Origin of the sequence: Actomonas aquatica (assembly GCF_019679435.2) — a bacterium.
GTDB classification, from domain to species: domain Bacteria; phylum Verrucomicrobiota; class Verrucomicrobiia; order Opitutales; family Opitutaceae; genus Actomonas; species Actomonas aquatica.
On record NZ_CP139781.1, the window covers coordinates 323,611 to 347,534 of the forward strand.

Annotated in this window: 21 protein-coding genes and 1 tRNA gene; 8 read left to right on the forward strand and 14 right to left on the reverse strand. The window is 64.2% G+C overall.

Annotated features, from left to right (window positions below; all coding sequences use genetic code 11):
* From K1X11_RS01245 to ilvD, 3 genes are all read right to left on the reverse strand, one after another.
* A complete protein-coding gene (locus K1X11_RS01245; protein ID WP_221028951.1) occupies positions 1-741 on the reverse strand; it encodes a hypothetical protein in 741 nt (246 codons plus the stop codon).
* 59 nt (positions 742-800) lie between these two features.
* Positions 801-2,363 (reverse strand): glucose-6-phosphate isomerase, encoded by a 1,563-nt coding sequence (locus K1X11_RS01250; protein WP_221028950.1) that lies wholly within the window; start codon positions 2,361-2,363, stop codon positions 801-803.
* Between the two features lie 94 nt (positions 2,364-2,457).
* Positions 2,458-4,176, reverse strand: coding sequence for a dihydroxy-acid dehydratase (gene ilvD / locus K1X11_RS01255; protein ID WP_221028949.1), 1,719 nt, complete (start codon positions 4,174-4,176; stop codon positions 2,458-2,460).
* A 105-nt stretch (positions 4,177-4,281) separates the two neighbouring features.
* On the opposite strand from ilvD, the gene scpB reads away from it, so the two are divergent.
* Genes scpB through K1X11_RS01270 form a run of 3 tightly spaced genes read left to right on the forward strand, consistent with a single transcriptional unit; the run spans position 4,282 to position 7,378 of the window.
* Positions 4,282-5,241: an SMC-Scp complex subunit ScpB gene (gene scpB, locus K1X11_RS01260; RefSeq protein WP_221028948.1), complete on the forward strand. Its 960-nt coding sequence runs from the start codon at positions 4,282-4,284 to the stop codon at positions 5,239-5,241.
* A 21-nt stretch (positions 5,242-5,262) separates the two neighbouring features.
* Positions 5,263-6,348, forward strand: coding sequence for a prephenate dehydratase (pheA, locus tag K1X11_RS01265; protein WP_221028947.1), 1,086 nt, complete (start codon positions 5,263-5,265; stop codon positions 6,346-6,348).
* Positions 6,349-6,364: 16 nt separating this feature from the next.
* Complete coding sequence (locus tag K1X11_RS01270) at positions 6,365-7,378, forward strand: Gfo/Idh/MocA family protein (protein WP_221028946.1); 1,014 nt, start codon at positions 6,365-6,367, stop codon at positions 7,376-7,378.
* A gap of 35 nt (positions 7,379-7,413) precedes the next feature.
* On the opposite strand, the gene K1X11_RS01275 is transcribed toward K1X11_RS01270, so the two are convergent.
* The 5 genes from K1X11_RS01275 to K1X11_RS01295 form a co-directional block, all read right to left on the reverse strand.
* A complete protein-coding gene (locus K1X11_RS01275; RefSeq protein WP_221028945.1) occupies positions 7,414-7,764 on the reverse strand; it encodes a hypothetical protein in 351 nt (116 codons plus the stop codon).
* A gap of 92 nt (positions 7,765-7,856) precedes the next feature.
* Positions 7,857-8,102: a 50S ribosomal protein L27 gene (gene rpmA / locus K1X11_RS01280; protein WP_221028944.1), complete on the reverse strand. Its 246-nt coding sequence runs from the start codon at positions 8,100-8,102 to the stop codon at positions 7,857-7,859.
* Between the two features lie 37 nt (positions 8,103-8,139).
* Positions 8,140-8,454 carry a 50S ribosomal protein L21 gene (gene rplU / locus K1X11_RS01285; RefSeq protein WP_221028943.1) on the reverse strand — a complete coding sequence of 105 codons (315 nt, stop codon included), beginning with the start codon at positions 8,452-8,454 and terminating at the stop codon, positions 8,140-8,142.
* A 117-nt stretch (positions 8,455-8,571) separates the two neighbouring features.
* The gene (locus K1X11_RS01290; protein WP_221028942.1) at positions 8,572-9,261 is read right to left on the reverse strand and encodes a hypothetical protein; all 690 of its coding nucleotides are present in this window, start codon (positions 9,259-9,261) and stop codon (positions 8,572-8,574) included.
* Between the two features lie 50 nt (positions 9,262-9,311).
* Positions 9,312-10,205, reverse strand: coding sequence for a PfkB family carbohydrate kinase (locus K1X11_RS01295; RefSeq protein ID WP_221028941.1), 894 nt, complete (start codon positions 10,203-10,205; stop codon positions 9,312-9,314).
* Between the two features lie 79 nt (positions 10,206-10,284).
* Between K1X11_RS01295 and K1X11_RS01300 the strand changes: the two genes are divergently transcribed.
* The gene (locus K1X11_RS01300) at positions 10,285-10,824 is read left to right on the forward strand and encodes a DNA-3-methyladenine glycosylase (protein ID WP_225919206.1); all 540 of its coding nucleotides are present in this window, start codon (positions 10,285-10,287) and stop codon (positions 10,822-10,824) included.
* Here K1X11_RS01300 and K1X11_RS01305 read toward each other — a convergent pair.
* From K1X11_RS01305 to K1X11_RS01320, 4 genes are all read right to left on the reverse strand, one after another.
* The gene (locus K1X11_RS01305; RefSeq protein WP_221028939.1) at positions 10,821-11,633 is read right to left on the reverse strand and encodes a DUF3108 domain-containing protein; all 813 of its coding nucleotides are present in this window, start codon (positions 11,631-11,633) and stop codon (positions 10,821-10,823) included. The genes K1X11_RS01300 and K1X11_RS01305 overlap by 4 nt on opposite strands.
* 83 nt (positions 11,634-11,716) lie before the next feature.
* Positions 11,717-14,422, reverse strand: a complete 2,706-nt coding sequence (locus K1X11_RS01310; protein WP_221028938.1) for an ATP-dependent DNA ligase — start codon at positions 14,420-14,422, stop codon at positions 11,717-11,719.
* Between the two features lie 27 nt (positions 14,423-14,449).
* Positions 14,450-14,731, reverse strand: coding sequence for a zinc ribbon domain-containing protein (locus K1X11_RS01315; protein WP_221028937.1), 282 nt, complete (start codon positions 14,729-14,731; stop codon positions 14,450-14,452).
* A 31-nt stretch (positions 14,732-14,762) separates the two neighbouring features.
* Positions 14,763-15,917, reverse strand: coding sequence for an AI-2E family transporter (locus tag K1X11_RS01320; protein WP_221028936.1), 1,155 nt, complete (start codon positions 15,915-15,917; stop codon positions 14,763-14,765).
* A 181-nt stretch (positions 15,918-16,098) separates the two neighbouring features.
* Between K1X11_RS01320 and K1X11_RS01325 the strand changes: the two genes are divergently transcribed.
* A tRNA-Arg gene (locus K1X11_RS01325) sits at positions 16,099-16,175 on the forward strand.
* A gap of 271 nt (positions 16,176-16,446) precedes the next feature.
* Here the strand turns inward: K1X11_RS01325 and hpf are convergent.
* On the reverse strand, positions 16,447-16,824 hold the full coding sequence (gene hpf, locus K1X11_RS01330; protein ID WP_221028935.1) for a ribosome hibernation-promoting factor, HPF/YfiA family: 378 nt from the start codon (positions 16,822-16,824) through the stop codon (positions 16,447-16,449).
* 51 nt (positions 16,825-16,875) lie between these two features.
* Here hpf and K1X11_RS01335 point away from each other — a divergent pair, with 51 nt between their 5' ends.
* Positions 16,876-17,685: an SDR family NAD(P)-dependent oxidoreductase gene (locus K1X11_RS01335; protein WP_221028934.1), complete on the forward strand. Its 810-nt coding sequence runs from the start codon at positions 16,876-16,878 to the stop codon at positions 17,683-17,685.
* A 125-nt stretch (positions 17,686-17,810) separates the two neighbouring features.
* Positions 17,811-21,725 (forward strand): S8 family serine peptidase, encoded by a 3,915-nt coding sequence (locus K1X11_RS01340; protein WP_221028933.1) that lies wholly within the window; start codon positions 17,811-17,813, stop codon positions 21,723-21,725.
* Positions 21,726-21,737: 12 nt separating this feature from the next.
* Here K1X11_RS01340 and K1X11_RS01345 read toward each other — a convergent pair whose 3' ends face one another.
* The gene (locus K1X11_RS01345; RefSeq protein WP_221028932.1) at positions 21,738-22,526 is read right to left on the reverse strand and encodes a M14 family metallopeptidase; all 789 of its coding nucleotides are present in this window, start codon (positions 22,524-22,526) and stop codon (positions 21,738-21,740) included.
* A 59-nt stretch (positions 22,527-22,585) separates the two neighbouring features.
* Between K1X11_RS01345 and K1X11_RS01350 the strand changes: the two genes are divergently transcribed.
* Complete coding sequence (locus K1X11_RS01350; RefSeq protein ID WP_221028931.1) at positions 22,586-23,923, forward strand: glutamate--tRNA ligase; 1,338 nt, start codon at positions 22,586-22,588, stop codon at positions 23,921-23,923.
* Position 23,924: the final 1 nt, after the last annotated feature.

Sequence of the window (23,924 nt, forward strand, 5' to 3'; positions counted from 1 at the left end):
TTAAGGTGTTAAGGAGGCGGCATCGCCTATGCGCAGTTTGCCAGAGAGGGATTCGGCTAAGACCTGCGCAATGGAATAATTCTCCCTCGAATCGCTAATTTCAACCATAGCGAGGCGCTCGGGGCCGCGGGAGATCGTGAGACGTTGGTTGGGACGGGCGCCGTGGCGCTCACCGAAGTTGATCACCACAAACGCGTTTTGCGGGCCCACCTGCACGACTTGGGCGTGATCACCGCGGCCGGCGACGAGGGGATTGGGCGTCTCGGAAAGGCGATTCTCGAGGGCGAAGATTTGGTCCTCGAGACTCGCAATCACTTCGCGGTAGTGCGCGGCCTGGGCGGAGGGGAGGGCGCGGCGGAGTTCTTCGCGGGTGCGCGTGAGCTCCTCGTTGAGTCCGGCGGCTTGAGCCTGCAGGTCCAGATAGGCGGCTTGGGATTCCGTGAGTTGGTGCTCGGTGTCGGCGAGGGTGCGGTCGCGTTGCTCGAGCTCGATGTGGAGGTCGGTGAGCTCACGTTTGGTCGCCGCGCAACCGGTGTCCATCTCGCGGATACGTTGTTGGAGGACGTCCTCCTCGGCCTGACTGGCGGTCAAGCTGGCGTCGAGCACGCCGATCTGGTGTTCGGCGTGGTTGAGCTGGATGGCGAGGCTGCGTTTCTCGCGGGCGAGCAGCGCCACCATCACTCCGGCGGCGACCGCTCCGATCACCATGACCCATCCCAGAGCGAGCTTGAGGTGGCGCATGGTGACGGAGAAACGAAGGCCGAGCGGAGGACGGTTTGGCGATCGGTCAGACGCGGGACTTAGCCGCGGAAGGTGCTCTCAAACCACGGGTCGCCGGCGGTCTCGGTGAGTTTGCCGTTGGCGGCGAGGCGGTGGAGGATCTTGTAAACGAGCTCCGGGTTGCCGTCGGTCTGCGTCGCGAGCTGCTCGATGGTGAAATCGGTGCCCGGGGCGGCGGCGAGGGCGGCCTGCAGCTTGTTTTTGAGCGCGATGACGCCGGTGGCGGCTTTCTTGCCGGCTTCGACGCCGGGCTGGTGGTAGGCGTTGATGCCGACGAGGGAAGCGTAGAGGCCAACGACACGCTCGTAGAGCGCGATGAGCATGCCGAGGGTGCGCGGGGAGACGTCGGGCACGGTGAGGGTGACGGACCAGCGGTCCTTCTCGGAGAGAGCGTCACGGGTGCCGAGCAGGAAGCCCTGCAGGTAGTCGCCGGAAGTGGTGCCGTCCTCGACTTCGAGGGCGTCGCCGTCGCGATCCTTGAGGACCTCGATGAAGGTCACGAAGAAGTTGTTCACGCCCTCGCGGAGCTGTTGCACGTAGGCGTGCTGGTCGGTCGAACCCTTGTTGCCGTAAACGGCGATGCCTTGGTTGACGACTTTGCCCTCGAGATCGAGCTCCTTGCCGAGCGACTCCATGATGAGCTGCTGGAGGTAGCGGGAGAAGAGCAGGAGGCGATCCTTGTAGGGGAGGACGACCATGTCCTTGGCACCGATGCCGTCGGTGGCGAAGAGCCAGCCAAGAGCGAGCAACGCGGCGGGATTTTCGGCCGTGACGGGCACGCGGGTGGCGGCGTCCATGGCGGCGGCGCCCTCGAGCATCGCGTCGATGTCGAGACCCTGGAGAGCGGCGGGCAGGAGGCCAACGGCGCAGAGCTCGGAGGTGCGGCCACCGACCCAGTCCCACATGGGGAACTTGGCGAGCCAGCCCTCGGCGTCGGCCACCTGGTCGAGCTTCGAGCCGTCGCCGGTGACAGCGACAAAGTGTTTGGCGGGATCGAGGCCGGCGGCGCGGAAGGCGGCCTGGGCTTCGAGCATGCCGTTGCGGGTCTCGACGGTGCCGCCGGACTTGGAGATGACGACGGCGAGGGTGGAGCCGAGTTGCTCACCGATCTGGCCGATCACGTAGTCCATGCCGTCCGGATCGGTGTTATCGAAGAAGTGCACCGCCATCTTGTCGGCGGCGGGCTGGCCGAGGGCGTGCTGGACAAACTGCGGGCCGAGGGCGGAGCCGCCGATGCCGATCACGAGCAATTGGGTGAAGGGGCCGTTGGGACCGGCGATTTTGCCGGCGTGCACGTCGGCAGCGAAGGCTTTGATGGCGGCGAGCGTGTCGGTGATGGCCGAGCGCAGTTCCTTGGTCGGAGCGAGCTGAGCGGCGCGCAGCCAGTAGTGGCCGACCATGCGTCCCTCGTCGGGGTTGGCGATGGCGCCAGCTTCGAGCTCAGCCATGGCGGTGAAGGCCTTTTGCATGGCCTCCTCCTGGCTGCTCAAGAAGTCGGCGGGCAGCGGCAGACGGCTGAGGTCGAGCGCGAGCCCGAGTTCCGGATAAGGGTGGTAGTGGGTTTTGAAGTTTTCCCAGGACATGGTGAAAAAGAGTGAGCTTGAGAGCCTAAAATTCGGGCGGGCTATAACGTAGCACAAAAGAGGCGCGATGGGTGAAAATCGCGCCTCTTTTGGATTACAGATTTTTGTCGGTCACGGCACCTTCGGAGGCACTGGCGACGAGTTTGGCGTATTTGCCGAGCACGCCGCGGGTGGAGCCGGGGCCGCGCGGCTTGAAGGCGGCCATGCGGGCGGCGTAGTCCTCGTCGGGGATGAGCAAGGAGATGGTGTTCTTCACGGCGTCGATCTCGATGATGTCGCCGCTCTGCACGATGCCGATGGGACCGCCGTTGGCGGCTTCGGGCGTGATGTGGCCGACGTCAAAACCGTGGCTACCGCCGGAGAAGCGGCCGTCGGTGATGAGGGCAACGTCTTTGATGAGGCCGCGACCGGCCACGGCGCTGGTGGGCGAGAGCATTTCGCGCATGCCGGGGCCGCCGACGGGACCTTCGTTGCGAATGACGACCACGTCACCCTTCACGACGTCGCCGCGGAGGATGCCCTTGAGCGCGTCTTCTTCGCCCTCGTAGACCTTGGCGGTGCCCTTGAAGTAGAGGCCTTCCTTGCCGGTGATTTTGCCGATGGCGCCGTCGGGGGCGAGGTTGCCGCGGAGGACGCGCAGGTGGGTCTCGGTCTTGATCGGCTGATCCCACGGGCGGATGATGTCCTGACCATCCGGATACGACGGATAGGGCTGCACGTCGGCGAGGGTTTCGGCGAGGGTCTGGCCGGAAACGGTGAGGCAATCGCCATGCAGCATGCCGCGATCGAGCAGCATCTTCATCATCGGGCGAATGCCGCCGATGCGCACGAGGTGGCTCATGTTGTATTTGCCGAAAGGCTTGAGGTCGCCGAGGAGGGGGACGCGTTCGCCGATCTCCTTGAAGTCATCGAGGGAAAGGGGGACTTCGGCCGCGTGGGCGATGGCGAGGAGGTGCAGCACGAGGTTGGTGGAGCCGCCGAGCGCGGTGCAGGTGACGATGGCGTTCTCGAAGGCCTCGCGGGTGAGGATGTCGCGGGGCTTGATGCCGCGGCGGAGCATTTCCATGACGGCGGCGCCGGCGCGTTGGCAGTCCTTGCGCTTGTCTTCGCTGATGGCGAGTTGGGCGGAGCTGTTGGGCAGGCTCATGCCGAGGACCTCGATGGCGGAGGCCATGGTGTTGGCCGTATACATGCCGCCGCAGGAACCGGGGCCGGGGATAGCGGAGGCCTCAACATCTTTGAGGCCGGCGTCGTCGAGTTCGCCCTTGGCGTGTTTACCGACGGCTTCGAAAACCGAAACGATGTCGAGCGGCTTCTTTTTGTCGCAGTCGCCGGACGTGAAACCGGGCATGATGGTGCCGCCGTAGATGAAGACCGCCGGCCGGTTGAGGCGGGCGATGGCAATCATCATGCCGGGCATGTTTTTGTCGCAGCCGCCAATGGCGATGAGACCGTCAAAACCCTCGGCTGCGACGGCGGTCTCGACGGAGTCGGCGATAACCTCGCGGGACACCAGGCTGTAGCGCATGCCCTGGGTGCCCATGCTGATGCCGTCGGTGACGGTGATGGTGTTAAAATAGACGGATTTGCCGCCGGCCGCGGTGATGCCCTGCTGGGCGTGCTCGCTGAGGTCGCCGAGGTGGACGTTGCAGGGCGTCATGTCGCTGGCGGCGGAAGCGACCGCGATCTGAGGCTTGGAGAAGTCCTCATCGGTGAAGCCCACGGCGCGCAGCATGGAGCGGGCGGGAGCGCGGTCGTTGCCATCGACCACGGTGGAAGAGTAAGGGCGGGGAGTGGAGGGCGTGTCGCTCATGACGAAGGAGAACGACCTCAGCAAACGCCGGAGCCACCGGCAAGCGGTGTTTTCGGCATTGCACCGAGCCGAGGCGCGCCCCGAAATCGCGATTCTCTTTCACGCATGGCTTTCGACCTCCAGTCCGTCCTCAAGGCGCTGCTCTTCTCCTCCGGGCAACCGCTGACTCTCAAAGACTTCCAAGCGGTCTTCACCCGCTACAAGGAGCAGAATAAGCCTGTGTCCGAGACGGGCGATGAGAGCGAGACGCCCGCGGAGGGGGGCGAGGAGAAAACCGCGCCGGCCGCCGGGGCGGAAGAGCAGGCCGAAGTCGATGCCTTGGAGGCACCGGATGAGACCGTGCCGGACCTGATTACCGACGCTCAACTGCGCGAGGCGCTGGAGGCGATCGAAGAGGAGCTGCGTTTGGCGGATTCGACTTATTTGGTGCTGGAGGGCGCACAGGGTTACCGGATCGTGTGCAACCCGCGTTATGCCCGCTGGGTGCGCGCGTTGCGCAATGAACCGCCGCCGGCCAAGCTGTCGCAGTCGGCGCTCGAGACGCTGGCCGTGGTGGCTTACCGCCAACCGGTCACGCGCAGCGAGATCGAGGCGGTGCGTGGCGTGTCGGCTGACGCCGGTCTGAACAAACTGCTGGAGCGCGAACTGATCTACATCACGGGCCGCGCGGAGCTGCCGGGACGTCCGCTGCAGTATGGCACGACCGAGAAGTTTTTGGAGTTTGTCGGCGTCAAGACGTTGGTCGAGTTGCCGGCGTCGGACGTGCTGTCACCGCGCCAGATAGATCAATGGCTGCAGGACGCCATGAACCCGAGCACCCCGGGAGACGCCGAAATGGGTCTGCCGCTCGAGGCAGGCGAAGGCGAAACGCCGATGGAAGACGAAGCCCACGTCGAGACCGAGCACGAGGAGGCGGCCGCCGAGGCGACCACCGAGGAGCAGCCGACCGTGGCGGTGGAAGAGCCGGTGGCGGAAATCGAAACCGTCGAGGCAGACGCCCCGGAGGCGGAGCCGGACGGCGGCGAGACGGACGACGAAGACGAGACCTCCAACAAACCGGCTTAATTGCCACAGCCCCTTTTTCCCATGGACGACGCCCTGGCTCCCATCCGCCAAAAAATCGATGCAATCGACCGCGAGTTTGTGCGGTTGCTGAACGAACGTCTCGAGCTGGCCGGCGAGATCGGCAAAGTGAAACGCAGCAGCGGGGGCTCCATTTATGCCTCGGAGCGCGAAGACGCTGTGCTGCGCAAGGTCTGCTCGTGGAATGACGGGCCGATCAAAGACGAGGCCCTGCGCGCGATCTATCGCGAGATCATGTCGGCCGCCATCGCGTTGGAGAAGGCGACCAAGATCGCCTACCTCGGACCGGAGGCGACCAACACGCATGCGGCCGCGATCAAGAAGTTTGGTGCCAGCGTCGATTACGAGAGCATCGCGACCATCGCCGACCTGTTCACGGCGGTGGAGAAGGGCGAGGCCGACTACGCGGTCATTCCGATCGAGAACTCGACCGAAGGCAGCGTGCGCGAGGCGCTCGATAATTTTGTCGAAAGCGATCTGAAGATCGTGGCGCAGATCTACCTCGAGATCTCGCACGCGCTCATCTCCAACGATTCGCCGGAGAAGATCACCAAAGTGTATTCGAAGGACCAGGCGCTCGCTCAGTGTCGCAACTGGCTGCAGCGCCATCTGCCGCACGCGCAGCTCGTCGATGCGCCGAGCACCTCGCGGGCGGTGGAAATCGCCAAGAACGAACCCGGCGCGGCGGCGGTGGCCGGCGAACTGGCGGCGCAGTTCCACGAGGTGCCGGTGCAGGTGCACAACATTCAGGATAAGAGCGACAATACCACGCGCTTCTTTGTGTTGGGTAAGAAGCCGGCCGGCTCGGCGGGCGACGGTCGCGATATGACCAGTTTCCTCATCTCGCTGGGCGATCAGGCGGCTTCCCATTCCGGTGCGCTGCTCAAGATGCTCATGCCCCTGGCGGAGCGCGGGATTAACCTCTCCAAGATTGAATCGCGACCGAGCAAGAAACGGCCGTGGGATTACTACTTCTTCGTCGACGTCTCCGGTCACTACACCGACCTCAACATGAAGGCGGCGCTCAAGGAGCTCAGCACCTTCTGTCCGATGGTGAAGTGGCTCGGCAGCTATCCGGTCGTCAGCTGAGACGGTCGCGTTTTTTATGACCGCGCTGCGGATCGGATTCATCGGCGCCGGCGGTAATACGAAGCTGCGGCACCTGCCGGGCTTTGCGGCGCTGCCGGAGGTCGAGCTCGTGGCCGTGGCCAATCGATCGGTGGCTTCGGCCCAAGCGGTGGCGGCGGACTTCGGTATCCAGCGGGTGGAGACAGACTGGCGGGCGATCGTCGCCGCGGAAGACATCGACGCCGTTTGCATCGGCACCTGGCCGGACACCCATGCCGAGATGACCACGGCGGCGCTGGCGGCGGGGAAGCACGTGTTGGTGGAAGCCCGTATGGCCCGGAATGTGGCGGAAGCCGAAACGATGATCGCGGCCGCGACGGCAGCTCCCGAACTTGTGGCGCAGATCGTCCCGTCGCCGTTCACGCTGAATTTCGATGCTGAGATCGCGCATGCGGTGGCGACGGGCGAAATCGGTGAATTGCGAGAGGTGGTGGTTGAACACGCGACCGCGGCCAACCTGGATCCGGTGGCACCGCTGACGTGGCGGCAGGACGCCCGTATTTCCGGCGTGAATACGCTGAGCCTGGGCATCTGCTACGAGCCGCTGCTGCGCTGGTTGCCCGGTGATGGCGAAGTGTTGGCGGCCGATGCCGTCACGTTCACCCAAGAGCGACCCGGCGCGAAGGGTGAGCTACGGTCTGTCGACGTGCCGGATGCGGTGGCGATCCTTGGCCGCTGGACGGGAGGCGCACGGCTGGCGATGCAGATCAGCAGCGTGGAGCCGGGCGAAGGGCGTCTGGCTTACCGTTTGGTGGGCAGCAACGGCACGCTGCACTACGATGTTTTGGCTGGCCGGGCGTGGGTGGAGTATGCGGTGGGAGGCACCTTGGAGTTGCCCAGCGCGGGGTTGCCGGAGGGCGGTTGGCAGGTGGAGGCCGATTTTGTGAGTTCCGTGCGAAACGGGACGCCGGTGCGCTTGACCGATTTTGCGACGGGCCGTCGTTACATGCAGTTCACCGAAACTGCGAGGTCGGCGTGGCAGACGAAGTAGGTGACGGAGAGGGGCCTGGCTCCCGGCGAGACGGCTCAGCCCCAGAAGAAATAGATGGCGGCGAGGGTCAGGCCGCAGCCGAGGACCATGAGGGCGGCGAAAATGAGCCAGCAGCCGGTTTTGGAGATGGGCGGCTTGTTGGAGTCGTCGCTTTGCAGGAGGTCGTCCAGCATGGCGTCGACATCGCCAACGGTGCCGGGGGCGGGCTTGGGTGCAGCTGTGGGCGGCGGGGGCTCGGTCGGGACCGGCGGCGTGGGGGCTGCGGGAGTTGGTGTCAGTGTCGGCGTGCCAGAGGCGGCGACGATCTCTTGGTCCAGCCAAGCCAGGTGCCGGGCAACGAGCTCGCGCTGGGCTTGTAGTTGCTGGAGGCGAGAGGGGTCGGGCACGGGCGAGATAGAAGCCGGGCCGGGGACTTACGGGCAAAACAAAAAGCGCCGGTCGAAACCGGCGCTTAGAAAATTGGAACTGAGATCGCGAATTAAGCTTCGACGACGTTCACCTTGCGGTGAGCCTTGTCGAATTCCACGACGCCGTGCTTGAGGGCGAAGAGGGTCCAGTCGCGGCCGACGCCGACGTTCTTGCCGGGGCGGAACTTGGTGCCGCGCTGACGGACGAGGATGTTGCCGGCGATGACCTTCTGGCCGCCGAACTTCTTCACGCCGAGGCGCTTCGACATAGAGTCGCGGCCGTTGCTCGTGGAACCTGCACCTTTTTTATGTGCCATGACGAATGTTCTCCTTGGTTAGGGGGCTGTGTTTAAATCAGGCGCTGATGGTCTCGATCTTGATGACGGAGAGCTCTTGGCGGTGGCCACGCTGCTTGTGGTAGCCCTTGCGCTTCTTCTTCTTGAAGACGATCACCTTGGTGCCGCGCTTGTTCTCGAGCACTTTGGCGGTGACCTTGGCGCCTTCGAGACGGGGAGTGCCAAGCTTAAATTCGGCGCCCTCGCCAGCGGACAGAACGTCCGTAATCTCCACCGTATCACCGGCTTCCGTCTTCGGATAGCGGTTTACGGTCAGGATGTCGCCTTCGCTGACGGCGAACTGCTGGCCTTGGGTTTTGATGGTCGCTTTCATGTGTAAAAGGGCGATCTAAGAAGTTTAGCGGTCTCCCACGCAAGTCCGATTTTCGACAAATCACGTTGAGAGGGAGCGGGCTAGGGTGATGCGCGCCAAGAGCCAGAGGGGCGACCCTTAATTTCCGCCGTCGGCCGGTTTCTCGTCCTCCGGGTGGATGATGACACCACCCTCGGCGTTGATGAGCTCGACCTGCATGGTCTCGTGGCGGCGGCGTTTGATGTCGGCCGGGAGCACGGGACGGGAGAGTAGCATGCGACGAATTTGTTCTTCCTCGGACTCGGCTTCCTGCACGCGGCGGAGTTCGGCGAGGCGGGCGGCTTCGCGTTCAACGGCTTCGCGTTTCTCGCGCTCGGCTTCGGCGAGTTTCATGGCGGCTTCGCGGCGGGCGATTTCGGCCTGGAGGGCGGCGCGTTCGGCGGCTTCGGCTTGGGCGCGGGCTTCGCCTTGGGCAGCTTCCTTTTCGAGACGGAGTTGTTCGAGGCGTTCGGCGGCTAGGCGGGCCTGTTCCTCGGCGGCGAGGCGGGCGGCCTCGGCCTCGGCCTGTTCGGCGCGGAGCTGGGCGAGGGCGGCGGCCGCGGCTTCGGCCTCCTGTTGGGCTTGGAGGGCGGCGAGGCGGTGGGCTTCAGCCTCGGCTTCTATGCGTTGGCGGGCCTCGGCTTCACGTTTGCGCTCAGCGGCTTGTTCGGCGGCGAGGCGTTCGGACTCGACCTGGTTGGCGAGATTTGCGCGGTAGCCGCGGTAGGCGAGCGTGCCCCCGATCACGGCGATGAGGAGCAGCACGATGATGACGACATTCTTTTTCATGAGCGGGTTGGGGTGAGGAAAGAGGGCGCGAGCAGAACTCGGACCGGAAGCTAGGCGGGAAGTTCAAACTCGGCAATGCCCGGGTGCGCGGCATTGCGCGCGGCCAGCTCGGCGGCGCGGGTGAGGAGATCCGGCCAGGTGGCGTCGTCGCGCCAATCGCCAGCGAGCACGGTGGCGAAGAACACGTCGCCGGAGCCGGTGGGGGACACTTCGGTCACGGAGGGCGGGGTGAGTGTGCCGGCGGTGGTGGCGGTAGCGAACTCGATGTCGTTGCCGCCGTTGGTGACGATCCACGCCTGCACCGGGAGGGCGCGTTGCATGGCAGGCAGTTTCGGAGGGAGGTCGAGGGTATCGGCGAGGGCGTTGAACTCGTCGCGGTTGATTTTCACCAAGGCGAGCGGGCGTTGCACGAGTTCGACGAGGGCGGGGCCGTAGGTGTCGACGGCGAGGCGTTCGGGCGCAAGTTGCTGCAGGAAGCAGTCGCGCAGCGGGGCGTAGGCGGGGGCATCCCAACCGGGCACACTGCCACAGAGCGCGATGGTCGTCGACGGGTCGGCGGAGAGGAGGCGGGCGGCGGCGGCTTGGGCGGCGGCGCCGTCGATGACGCAGTCGGGGCCGAGGAAGGTGGTTTCGCTGCCGTCGGCGGCGCGCACGACGGTGCCTTCGCGGGAGGGCGTGGTGAGGGGAAGGAGTTCCCAGGCGAAGGCCGCATACTCCTCCAACCAAAGGCGGCAGACCTCGCCGGTGGCACCGCCAGCGAAACTGAGGGCGGTGACATCGCCGCCGAGGCGGTGGAGCATCTTGGCGACGTTGAAGCCTTTGCCGCCCACTTGGAAGGAGCGGGATGAGGCGCGCTGGGTGCGGCCGAGTTGGGCGGGGGCGGAGAGCTGCAGGGTGGTCTCGGCGAGCGGATTGGCGGTGAAGGTGAGGACAGGCTGGGGCATGACCAAAGCGGACAGTGAGGCGTGTCGGCGTTTGCGTCGAGGGGCGAAGGCGTTTCTAGAGAAAGGGATGGCGCGCGTGATGAAAGTGAAGGATTGGTCCAGCCGGGAGACGGTGGCGCATGCGCGGGCGTTGTTGGGCAAATGGCTCGTCGTGGCGGGGTCGGAGTCGGATGGGGCGCGGACGGCGGTGAGTCGCTGGCGCATCACGGAGACCGAGGCTTATGACGGTCCGGAGGATCGCGCGTGCCACGCGGCGCGGGGACGCACGGCGCGAACGGAGGTCATGTTTGGCGCGCCGGGGTGTTGGTATGTGTATTTATGTTACGGCATCCACGAGATGCTGAACCTGGTGACCGGACCGAAGGATTATCCGGCGGCGGTTTTGATTCGCGGGGTGGAGGGCGTGGTTGGACCGGGGCGGCTGACCAAGCGACTCGGCATCGGGCGGGCGTTGAATGGGGCGGCGGCCGGGCGCGCCTGTGGGCTGTGGCTGGAGGACGACGGATTGGTCGTGCGGGAGGAGGAGGTCACAAGCACGCCGCGCGTGGGCATCGACTATGCCGGGCCGGAGTGGGCGGCCAAACCGTGGCGCTTCGTGTGGCGCCGAGTGACCGATTAGTTGCGGTTGTCCTTGGCCTTACGGGCGGAGGCCATGGCATCGATGCCATCCTGAGTGTAGTCGGTGAGGATGGCGAGGGCGGTGCCGACGGCGACTTTGACCTCAAAGCGGAGCGGCAGGTGATCATCGTCGCGGGAGACCCAGACGCGCACCTCGCCGCCGCGTTTGAACATGCCTTTGGGGTTCTCTTCCATGCGGGGCACGAGGATCAGGGCCTCTTTTTTGCCCCACCGGGTTTTGATCGTTTCGACGGCTTCGGCGGTGATGGTCAGTTCGTAAAACTCGTCGTCGAAAAGCACGGAGACGTTGCGTTTCTCGCCCACCGCGATGTCCCACTGGCGGGTTTGGATCATGGTGGTAAGGAAATCGACGGGCTCGAGTTTGGGGAGCTCCACTTCGACGGAACGCTCGGGGCGTCGCACGTCGGTGTAGGTGGCACGGGCCTGATCGTAGTCGAGGATGATGTTGGCTTCGGTTTCCTTGGTGCGGGTGACCGTGGTGGCGGTGGCGCGCAGGAGACGGCCGGATTCGTTGTCGTAAAAAGAGTCGGCGCGGCCGTCGAAGGGATAGAGCGCGCGAATGAGGCCACGGGTGGAGGTCTCCATTGTCACGTGGGTTTCCTGGCCGGCGGCGTCCGCGGAATCGTCGGCGCTGATGCGCAGTTCACCGGCTTTGCCGAAGAGACCCCAGCTCAGACGGTAGATAAACTGTTCGCCCTTTTGCACGGGCACCTTGTCCTCGGCGTGCGGGGCGGCGAGGAAGAGTGCGGCGAAGGCCAGGCAGAGAGGGAGGCGAAAACGAGGGCGCATGGGGAGACGAGCAAGGAGAGGGCGCGGTGCGGTTGGGTTGCAAGATGGGAAACGCACGGGGCGTGGCGGTTCCCTGTCGAATTTCAGGCGTCGCCAGCCAGTCGGGCGCAGGTGGACAAGGTATCGATATCGGCGATGGTTTTGTCGGAGCGCACGCGGGCGATGCGCGGAAAGCGCAACGCGTAGCCGCTATCGTGACGTTTGCTCGGCTGGAGCGAATCGAACGCGATCTCGATCACGGTATCCGGATGCACGCGACGCTTGCGACCCTGCACCTCGAGGGTTTGCGCCGTGAAGTGGTCGGTGAGTTCGGCGATCTCGGCATCAGTGAGGCCGGAGTAAGCTTTGCCCAGCACGAGCAGAGCATCGGCGGAGGCGCCGTCGCGGTCATCCCGCACGGCAAAGGTGTAGTCACTCAAGACGCCGCGACGTTTGCCGTGGCCTTGCTCGACGGCGACCACCACCACGTCGAGGGTGGCGAACGCTTTTTTGAGTTTTAGCCAAGCGTGGCCGCGGCGACCCGGCGCGTAGAGGCTGGCGGGATCCTTGAGCATGAGGCCTTCGTTGCCGCGGTCACGGGCGGCGAGGAAGTGACGGTCGATTTCAGCGGCATCGGCCGCGGTGGCGCGCGGCGCGAGCCGCAGGCGGGAGGGGGCGGAGCCGTCGCGAAAAAGCGTATCCAAGGTTTCACGACGTTGGCGCAGTGGTGCGGCGAGCAAGGAGGTGCCGTCGGCGTGAAGCAGATCGTAGGCGGAGTAGGAGATGGGAATTTCGGAGCCGAGGAAGAGGTCGTCGCCCCCGCGGCCGAGGCGTTTTTGCAGTTCGGCGAAGGGCAGGGCGCGATCGCCGCGCCAAGCGAGCAATTCGCCGTCGAGGATGACGTCGTGGGACCAGCCCTTCAGGTCGCGCACGAGGTCGGGAAACTGATCGGTGATGCGATTGAGATCGCGCGAGTAGAGCTCGACGCGATCGCCCTGTTTGTGGAGTTGGCAGCGGATGCCGTCGAATTTGTCCTCTACCCAGACCGGCGGGGCGAGGCGCGAGAGGATGCCCTCGGCGTCGGGTTCGGGACTGGCGAGCATGAACTGGATGGGCTGGAAGAGGCGCAGGCCCACCGTATCCAATGTGTTGTTACCGGCCGCCAATGCGACGGCACTGATGTCGCCACAGAGCATGTGAGCGCGGCGCACGTCGGCGAGTGGGCGATCGTAGGCGGTCGCGACGGCTTCTTCGACGAGGCCCTCGCGCAGGCCGATGCGCAGATCGCCTGAAATGATCTTGAGCAGGTATTTGGCTTCGCGGGGCGTGAGGGAACGCAGGGCACTCTCGAGCAGCTCGATCTTGGCTTGGGGTCCGCGGGCGGCGGCGATGGCCGCCAGACGTTCGGCGATTTGGGCAAGCGATGGTGGAGGCGTGGTAGGTGTGAGGTGGGGGCAGCCGGCGAGCAGAGCCTCGGCGGTGTCGCCGCTGTCGGCGAAGCGGCGATAGGCGGTGCGCCATTCGCCGCGGTTGTGGCCGGTGACGGCGAGCACGGCGCGTTGCATGGCCGCCCAGCCAGTTTGCAGGCGTTGGTCGGAGTTTTGCGCGAACGGGCGGCCGGTGAGGTAGAGCGCGGCGCGAGCGGCCTCGGCGAGCGGGAGCGAGCGCAGGTAGGTGACGAGTAGCTCCGTTTTGCGCAGTTTGCCGGGGGCGGCTTTGATGGCTTCGGCGGTGTCGGCGAGATGTTGAAACGCGTCGGGCGGCGCCTCACTGGGGGCGGGCTCGGCGACGGTGGAGACTGCGGTGGAGGCGGGTTCGCTGATGCCGAGGGAGATTTCGAGTTGGTTGTCGGTGCCGAGGGCCCAAGCTTCGATGCCGCGTGCGCGCAGATCACGGGCGAAGTCGGCGGCGAAACCGTGGGTGGTCCACACCTGGCGAGGTTGCACGCGCTCGACGAAGGCGAGCAGATCCGGGTAGTCAGCGTGATCGGAGAGGGGAAATGCGGCGTCGCACTGGTAGCGGTAAACGGCGCCGGGATCGACGGCCCAGCCACTGAGCATGGCGGTGCGGCGACGTTTGATCTGGCGAATCATGCGAGCGTTGGCGGCTTGCGGCGGGGCGATGATCACATGGCCGGCGGCGGCGGCCGGATCGAGTGGCTCGTAGGGCGGGAAGGTGTAACCAAGTTCTTCATACACCGCCGTCATGCGCACGACCTGCGGGTGCAGCATGAGCGGAAGGTTGGCGGCGGCGAGTTGACCGAGCACCTCCTGGCTTTTGCCCAAACTGTAGCCGAAAAGGAGCGGGACATCGCCGTCTTCAAGGACGCCGCGGCAGAAGGCGACGATGTCGGCAAGGACCTTGGCGGTGGGCGGGAAGGTGTAGTGGGGGCGGCCGAAAGTGGTTTCCATGATGACCACGTCGGCGCGTGGCGTGGAGCAGGTTTCGGCTGAGGCGCCTTGGCGGAGTTTGAAGTCGCCGGTGTAGAGCAGGCGGCCGTGTTGCTCGTGCTCCAGCAGGCATTGGGCAGAACCGAAGATGTGGCCGGCGGGATGGAGCGTGATGGTGCACCCGGGCGTGAGTGGTTCGGTGTGACCGAAGGGCAGGATGCGCTCGATGCGTTTGGCCGGCAGGCGGTCACGCATGAGGCGGGCGGTGCCCTCGGAGCAGATGATTTCCTGGTGCAGGGCGAGGTGGTCGAAATGGGCGTGCGAGACGAAGGCGCGACTCACCGGGCGGTGGGCATCGAGCCACCAGCCGATTTGGGGCAGACAGATGCTGCCGTAGCGCCAAGACACATCCCAAGACACGGCGCGAAACGTGCGCGGGTGGCTGGGTCAGCGCAAGCCGAGGAAGGCCATCGCGATGGCGACCAGCAGGAAGAGTCCGGTGGCCCACCAATACCACGGCAGGCCGCCGACATCGCGGCGGGTGTCGCGCAGGGGTGCGGACGGTTCTTCGTCCCAAGCTTCGGGTGGTAGATCGATGCCGTCGTAGATATCCGTCTCGCGCCAGCCGGTGCGTTCATCGGCACCACATTCCGGGCAGGACTTGGCCTGCGGGGGGATGTCGGCGCCACAATTGGCGCATTCGGGCGGAGGCGGGAGAGGACGAGCCATGTTGGCGAGGCGGAACAGCGGTCGGCTCAGGTTAGGATTCGGCCTCGAAATACTTGTGTTTGGCGAGGCGCCAAGCGGTGACGAAGAAGGCGGTGAGCGGGATGGCGAGCACCATGCCGAGGATGCCGTTGAGGGCGGTGCCCCAGAAGAAGATGGCAAAGATGATCATGACCGGATGGAGGCCGGTGCGGTCGCCCATGATCTTGGGGGTGAGGAACCAACCCTCGATGTTTTGGACGATGATGAACACCACGACGACCTTGCTCAGGAGGACCCAGCCGCCTTCCGGTTGGAAGAAGGCGAGTGGCAAGGCGATGCTCAGGCCGATGATGGTGCCCAGGTAGGGCACGATGTTGAGCACGCCGAGGGTGAGGCCGAGGACGAGGGCGAACTTGAGGCCCACGGCCCAGAAGCCGATGAAGAGCATCAGACCCATGAGTAGGCCAATCATCAGCTGGCCACGGAAGAACGAGACGACGATACCGATGAACTCGCGGACGAGAAACACGACGTCTTCGCGGACGGGTTTTTCGAGGAAGGTGAGTTGATCGCCGAGGCTGCGGGTCGGGTCGCGGCGGGAGAGCAGGAAGAAGAAGAGATAGATCGGGATGATCGCGAGGTTGGTCACGAATCCGAAGACGTTGAGCGCGCCCGAGCCGGCGGCCTTGATGGAGGGCAGGGCCTGGCTGAGCAGGTGCTGGGCTTCGCCGAGGGCGGAATCCACCAAGGCCTTGATGGTGGGGTTGGTCATCTGCTTTTCGGCGATGGCGACCCAATCGGGATAGTTGGCCTGCACGTAGGCGAGGGCGCGTTGCCAAAAGACCGGTGCGAAGGCGATGAAATCGAGGATCTGCTCCACGAGCAGAGGGATGACCACGAGGAGCACGCCGGAGAACGCGAGCGCGACTACGGCGTAAAGGATGACGACCGAAGTGGTGCGAGGGCGCTTGAGGCGGAATTCCAGCCAGTCGACGACGGGGCGCAGGACGAGCGCCATGATGCCAGCGGCGGCGATGGGCCAAAGAACTTGGGAGAAAAAGCCGATGGTTCGAGCCATCACGACGAAGCACAGGACCAGCAGGCCGATGATCGCAACGAAGGCGAGGAACCCGAGGGCGAAGCCAACAAGCTTGCGTTGGCGGTTGGAGAGGAGGCGTGGCGCGGGGGAGTCGGACGTATCCGGCATGGGGCGGAGCAGAGACCGTCGTAGGCAAACAGGCCAGCGCAAAGGCGTTACAAGGGTCCTCGGCGATTGGATCGGAGGAGAGTTGGAAGGCGTCAGAGCAGGCGAAAATGACTGGCGAAAATTTATGCGAATTATCTCTTGCCCTGTCCGTCCAAAGCTTTCTTTTTCTCCCTTCCTCCACGCACCCGTAGCTCAATTGGATAGAGCGTCTGACTACGGATCAGAAGGTTTGGGGTTCGACTCCCTACGGGTGCGCCATTTTGGAAAACGCGCGATCTTCGACGATCGCGCGTTTTTTTTTGCGGCGGACGGGAGGTGATTCCAGAGGCAGGGGGAAGCGGCCGAGACGGCCGCTGCTACACTCGGACGCGGAAGTCAGCCGCGAGCTCGTCGCTGGTGTGTGGCGAGCCTTACACAGGGAGTGACGCGACCGGCGTAGGGCTCTTCCAGGGAAGCGGGCACGAAAAAGCCCGTCCCTCGGTCATTGGACGGGCTTTTTGTGAGTGGTTGGGTGGACGGTGCTAATCCGCTATACGGGATTGGGCACCATACCTTCAGAAAGTTGGGGCAGGGAGTCGCGATGGCGCTTTACTTTGATGAAGCGGGATCGGCGACGGAGCATCCGGTCGAGTTTGTCGGTGAGGAGGGATACTGCTTTGTGCGCTTCGTCGGTCATGACGGAGGCATTCATGTCGGGGCCATTAATTTCGATGTGACCCTTGGCGGTGAATCGGTGGGACGGTTTTTGTTGAGGATCGAATTCGATTTCTACGCGGAATCTGATGATGCGTTCTTCGTGGCGGAACAATCGGTCGGCTTTTTCCTGGACGAACGTCTTGAGTGACGGGGTGAGGTCGAGGTGGATGCCTGATACGATCAGTTCATTGGCACGGTTGTCATTGCTCATGGTTTATTTTCCTTTGTGTTTGGGACCGAGAAAAGGACGCCCTCCAACGCCATGCCTGTGGTCGAAAAACAACACCTCCCATACGCAGCGGTCGTTTTGACCGGCGGATCTTCCGGCATCGGAAAATCTTTTGTATCGCACATCGCCAAGGTGGATCCAGAGGTGCTCATTTGCAATCTTTCGCGGCGGAAACCGGACGTAAATTCAGCTCAGCTTAAGCTGTGTCACGTCGAAGTTGATCTTAGTGATAATCGGTCCCGATCGGACGGTCTTGAGCGCTTATTGGAAGTGTTGGCACAGAAAGCGCCGAGTGGGCCTATCTTGTTGATTAACAACGCCGGATTTGGCCACTACGGGGCCTTTTCCTCAGCCGATTCGGAGCGTTATCAGGCCATGGTGGAGCTCAATGTTGGGGCCGTTATGGCGGTGACGGCGGCGTTGTTGCCGCTGCTGCGCGAGCGAGGTGGGGCGATCATGAATGTGGCGTCGGTGGTGGCGTTTCAACCGACCCCGTTGATGGCGACTTACGGCGCGACCAAAGCCTTTGTTTTGCACTGGAGTCATGCGCTACGAGCCGAACTCGCACCGGTCGGCGTTGAGGTCATGGCGGTGTGTCCGGGCTCCACGCAGTCGGCCTTTCACGATGAAGCCGGAATGAGTCGTGGCAGCATGGGCGACGCCTTCACCCAGACGGCGGATCAGGTGGTCGAGGAGGCGATGCGTGCCTTGCGGCGGGGCAAGGCACACGTTGTCACCGGCTGGCTCAACAAGGTGCAGTGCTGGCTTTCGGCACGGCTGCCGCTGACGTGGTCGACTTGGGCGAGTCACCGAGTGTTGGAGAAATACCGGCCCAAGGCGTGACCCTCGGCGAGGCCGCGAGGCGGCACAAAGGTGGCTGCGGGCTTGCACCGCGCCGGAGGGCTCGGCTTTTTCTGCGAATGCGACTGCTAACGACCTTCGGGGTGATGCGACTGGGGCTTGGTCTGATGACTGCGACTTTTGCGGCGGCCCAAAACAACACGGCGACGGTGGACCTACCGGCCCTGCAGGAAGAACTGATCCCCAAAAGGGAGGTAGGGGCGGATGCGTTTATCGCCGAAAACCCGACCTTCGATGGTCGCGGGGTGGTGATCGCGGTGTTCGACACCGGCGTGGATCCGGCGGCCGCGGGTCTGACGGTGACTTCGACCGGCGAACGCAAGGTGCTGGATATCATCGATGGCACGGGTAGTGGGGATGTGGATACATCCTCTGTCGTGAAACCGGCCGAAGACGGCACCCTCGCGGGACTGAGCGGTCGCGCGCTGACGCTGCCGGATGGCGTGACCAATCCTTCCGGCGACTTCCGCGTGGGCCTCAAGCCAGCGAGCGAGTTGTTCCGGGGGGCGGCAATGGGTCGTCTTCAGCGGCAGCTTACGCAGGACTGGGAGGCAGAGCTCAGCCGTGTGCGCGCGGCGCGCGAACGCGAGGAAGACGAGGCGTTGACGAAGGCGAAGGCCAAGGCGGCGGCGGATCGCACCCGCGAGGAAGCAAATTTGGTGGCTCTCGCCGAACTGCTCGAGCAGGGGGAGGATACTCTGCTCAAGTCCGGCCCCGGGCCGATCTACGACTGTGTGCTTTGGCACGATGGCTCCGATTGGCGGGCGGTGGTCGATACCGACAGCGACGGCGACCTGGCCGACGAGACCGTGCTGCGACCGTTTGGCGTGGCGGGGGAATATGGCACCTTTGACGACTACACCCACGCGACCTTTGGCGTGCAGGTTTATGAGGAGGGCAACGTTCTTTCCATCGTGACCGTGAGTGGCACCCACGGGACGCACGTGGCTTCGATTGCCTCCGCGCATTATCCGGAGAACCCGGCCCGCAACGGCATTGCCCCGGGCGCGCGCATTCTGTCGGTCAAGATCGGCGATATCCGCACGGGCGGTTCCTCCTACGGCATGAGTGAACGTCGCGCGATGGCGGCGGCGGTGAAGTATGGCGTCGACGTGATGAACGCCAGCTGGGGTGGCTCCAGTATTTTTCAGGACGGCAACGATTCCAACGGCACGCTCTACAAACGGCTGGTGGAGCGTTACGGCGTGTTGGCGGTGATGTCGGCCGGCAACGAAGGTCCGGGTCTGAGCACCGCCGGTTCGGCGGGCGGCGAAGCCAGCCGGGTTTTAGGCATCGGGGCCTACGCGTCGAGCGAGATGGCCCGGGTGCTCTACAACGCAGTGGACCCGAGCCCGGATGCGGCGCTGCAGTTCACCAGCCGCGGTCCGACCAAGGACGGTGACGTGGGGCCCGACGTCATGGCGCCGGGCGCGGCGTGGGCGTCTTACTCGGCCGAGTCGCTGCGCGGCGCGGAAATGATCAACGGCACCTCGATGGCCGCGCCGAGTGCATCGGGCGTCGCTGCGCTGGTCCTGAGTGCAGCCAAACAGAACAACGTGCCGGCTCCGCCGGTGCTGCTGCGTCGGGCGCTCATGTTGGGCGCCGCTCCGATTGAAACAGAGGACGTGCTCACGCGCGGCCTTGGCATGATTCACGCGCCGGGTGGTTGGGCGAAACTGCAGGCGCTGCAGGGCCAGGCTGCCTTTGGGGCCTTTTATGATCTCGAAGTCGACGGCGGCACCTTCACTGACGAAGGGCGCGGTCTTTACCTGCGGGAACGGATCAACGAACCGCGTCGTCGCGTGGCGGTATCGATCACTCCGGCGTGGGGCGACGACGTTACCAGCGATCAGCGATATGCATTCGAAGCGGATCTCGTGCTCCAGCCGAGCGATGCGTGGGTGAAGGCGCCCGACTACGTGCACTTGGCCAACGGTGCGCGGCGCATTTCGCTCTTTCTCGATATTCCGCCGGCGGATGCGACGACCTTGGAAAACGGCGGTGTGCTGACGAGTCGGGTGGACGCCTTTGTGGCGGACGCGCCGGAGCTTGGTCCGGTGTTTTCGATTCCGATCACGATCGTGCGTCCGGCGAGAGCGGGCCTGTTCACGCACAACGAACTGAAGACGACGGTGCCGCTGTCACCGGCGGAGACGGCGCGGCGCTTTTATGAAGTGCCCGCGGGAATCGAGCGGCTTCAGCTTACCGCCAAACACACGGCGGAGGACCCGGTGGAGCGTCGTTTCTTTATTCAAGCGCTTACCTTGGCTGCGCAGTCGGGGCAGTATTACTACAAGGACGAGGACGTGGCTTGGCTGAAGGCTGGCGAGAGCTTTTCGATGAACATCCCGGTGGCGGCCGGTCACGTGGTCGAGTTGGCCTACAACCAATACTTTTACTCCGCGGGCAACAGCACGCTGGAGGTCGAGCTAAAATGGGTGGGCGTTGGCGCGCCGACGGATTCGGTCGCGATCGAACCCAACCAAGGTTGGCGACCGCTGCTGCTCAACCCGGGCAGCGACGGCACGGTCGGCGTGAGCGCCAAGCTGGAGCACGCCGTCGACGTGTATCTGCCGGTCAAAACTCAAACCGTTTACGACGGCGCGCGCGGTGAGTTGCCGGGCACGCCGGTTCACCCCGGTCCGATTCAGGATCCGATCACGCGGGTGAACTATGAATTGTCGTTCAAGGAGGCGACCAAAGCCGCCTTCCTCGATCCGCAGGATTACGACGCGTCGGACGGGATCGCGGGTGGTCGCTTGCTGGCGATTCACGAATCGGGCGAGTTCCTCTACGAAGGATTCCCGAACGATGAAGAGGTCATCGAGTTCCCCAAGGGCAAGACGACCGTCGTGATCGAGTATTCAGCTTTTGATGACGCCGCCTTGGCATCGGTGAAAGTCTTCCCGCTGCGCATGGGCCGTCCGCTCGACTCGCCCAAGTCGCTCAAAGTTGCCCGCGACCTGAATGCGCGTTTTGCCGGTCGCACCTCCAGCACCGTGCCGCTCGCAGCGGGTCGGGAGCGTTACCTGTTCCTGCAGGACACGGTGATCGACGATCTCGCCAAGGTGGATCCGGCGCCGGACTATTTTGTGGGCACGGTGGGCTTCGAGGATGCGGACGACCACGAGATCGTGGAGTTGCCGCTGCGTTACTTTGCCGGTGAGTCGCCGGCCAAGGTGACCGATCAGGACCCGAAGGCCAAACCGGCCAAGGATCTGAAATCGGAGGTGGAGAAGCTCGATGAGAGCTTGGCCGAAAGCCAACTCGCGTTCGTGCGGGAACACCGCTTCGCCACTGAAGCCGAGACGCAGGAACGCCGCCGCGAAGCCTTGGCGGATCTGCGCGAGTCGCGGCCGGAAGACCCGTTCCCGCTGATCGAGCAGGCCATCGACGGCGCCATCGCCGCTGGTTGGGCCAGCGACATCTGGGGCAAGGCACCCGAGGCCAAGGATGAAATAGAAGAGGATGCTGACGCGGCGAGCGAAGAGACGGTCGCCGCCGAGCCGCGTCCCGTGCCGACGCGTGAGACCGTTGACGGCTGGTTGGCGGAGGCCGAAGCCTTGGTCGATCCGGCGGCAGTGAGTCAGTTCTTCGGCGCCAAGCCGGTGGCGGCGCCGGGCGATCTGGAGGCGCGTGACAAAATCGCGGCGCAGGAAGCCGAAATGGATAAGATGCGCGATGCGCTGGCCTTGATCGCGCTCGTGCGAGCAGATCTGGCGCGGGCCGATGGTGACACCGACGCCGCTTGGGCACAATGGACCGAGATCGGACGCTGGGAAAAGAAGCCGAGCGACCGGACCAAGGACCTCCAGACCAAGTTGCTGCAGCAGGCCGGTCTCAAAGGGCTCTATCTGCAAGCGCTCAATGCGCGCATCGAAGACAAACCCTTTGACCGGGAGCTGCTGGAAGAACGCATCGCGCTGTATCGCGAGCTCGGTTGGGCACAGATGGCGGAGGCGCAGGCACGTTTGTTGGCCCTGCGCAAAGTGCGGCAGAACACGCTCAAGCGTTTGAAGTAAGCGTTCCCCGTTTCACGTGGCACCGCTCTGCGTTGTGAGGCGGAGGGCGGTGCGCACCATCGCGTTGATGGTGGCGATGCGTTGATCGAGCGCCACCGACGACGGTGTTTCGGTGGTGTAGCACAGCGGCGTGTGGTGGTGACGGAGGTAGATCGCCTCTGGCCAGGTTTCGCGCAGGGCGGGATCGGCTTCCGGGCGGATGATGCCGGGTTCGTCGATGGGACGGCCGTCTATCATTTCGTCGGGATCGATGGGTAACACGGTCTGGCCGGCGTCGCGGAGGGCGCGGGCGATGCCCGGCGTGTCACGGGTGTTCAGCTCGTAGAGGTAGAACCCCTTGGACTCCCAATCCTCGTGGAGGCAGAGGGCGAGATCGAAGCGCGGCTGGGACTGCAGCCAATGCACGTGGGCCTGAACCTCGGGTGAGACCGGGCGGAGGTAATCGCGGTTGAGGTCGATGCCGTCGTGGTTCTCGCGGGTGCTGAGGCGAAAGCCCGTCGGGTTAACCATGGGCACGAGGAACCAAATGGCGGAGTCGTCGAAGATGCCTTCGTCAAGCAGTTGCAACAGGGCGAGCGGCGGGGCGGGTTCGTCGCCGTGCACGCCGGTGGACACGTAGATGCGGGGCAGAGCAGGGACACTGCGCCGGACGGCCGCGGACGGGCGTTTGGTGAAGGCGGCGAGGGGGACGCCGTCGATGGTGGTCCACGGTTCCTCGCGAAAACCCTGGGCGAGGGCACTGGCGCGAAAACGAGCCTGGAAGTCGGCGGGTTCGAATGGGCAGGTTTTGACAGCGCTCACCCGGACGTTCTTGTTGGCGGGTCTCGTCTGCCTCAAGTCGCGTTTTTCTCTCCATCACCATGTCCCAAGTCCGCGTTCGTTTTGCTCCCAGTCCCACGGGGTTCTTCCACATCGGCAGCGCCCGCACGGCGCTGTTCAACTGGCTGTATGCCCGCCACACCGGCGGCACCTTCATTCTGCGAGTGGAGGACACCGACAAAGAGCGCAACAGTGAGGCGTTTCTCAACGTGATCTACGACAGCATGCGCTGGCTCGGGCTCAACTGGGACGAAGGACCTCACGCGGGCGGCGATTGCGGCCCGTATCGCCAGAGCGAGCGTGCGCATATTTATACGGAGTATTTGGAGAAGCTCCGCGCGGCCGGGCGGGTTTACGAGCAGGACGGTGCGACCTGGTTTAAGATTTCCGGTGAGCCGCAGGTGATCGAGGACGCCATCCGCGGACGGGTGGAGCGCACCGAGGAGAAGGACTTCGTGATCATCCGTTCCGACGGCAATCCGGTGTTTCACTTCGTGAACGTGGTCGACGACATTTCGATGGGCGTGACCCACGTCATTCGCGGCGAGGACCACCTTTCCAACACCAGCAAGCACACCGAACTCTTCAAAGCGTTCGGGGCGCCGCTGCCGACCTTTGCCCACATCCCGCTCATCCTGAAGCAGGATGGCCCGGGTAAGATGTCCAAGCGCGACAAGGGCGCGCTGATCGAGGAGTATCAGAATCGCGGATACTTGCCGGAGGCGGTGGTTAATTTCCTCTGTCTGCTGGGGTGGAACCCCAAGGACGACAGCGAGAAGATGCCGATTGCGGAGATCATCGAGCGCTTCGACTTCCCGGGCGTGAATCAAAGCAATGCCCGCTTTGACGAGCGCAAGATGGCGCACATGAACATGCAGTATCTGCTGGAGATGCCCCCGGCGGATTACCTCTCGCTGGCGCAGTCGTATTTCAGTCGCAGCGAGACTCACGCGGCGGTGATGCAGGCGGCGGATGAGGCCTACTTTGCCGAAGTGATCGCGATCAGTCAGCCGAAGGTAAAGGCGATCGATGAGTTGCCGGACTACACCGTCTACTTCTTCACCGAGGAGTTCCCGTGGAACGACAAGGCCATCAAGAAGGTGTTCAAGAAGGGCGAGCCGCTGGAGCGGCTGGCCGAGTTGCGTGAACTCATCGCGGGTGATCTCGATCTGAACGACGAGACCGGCGTGGAGGAAGCGATCAAAACCTTCGCGGAAACCAAGGGCTTCGGGTTTGGCGATTATCAAGCGGTGGCGCGTTTGGCCGTCACGGGCACCAATGCCGGTCCGGGCCTCACGCAGATATTCCGGGTGCTGGGCAAAGACAAGGTGGTGTCGCGGATGGGCCATTTCCTTGCGAACCCGCCGAGTGCCGAGTGAT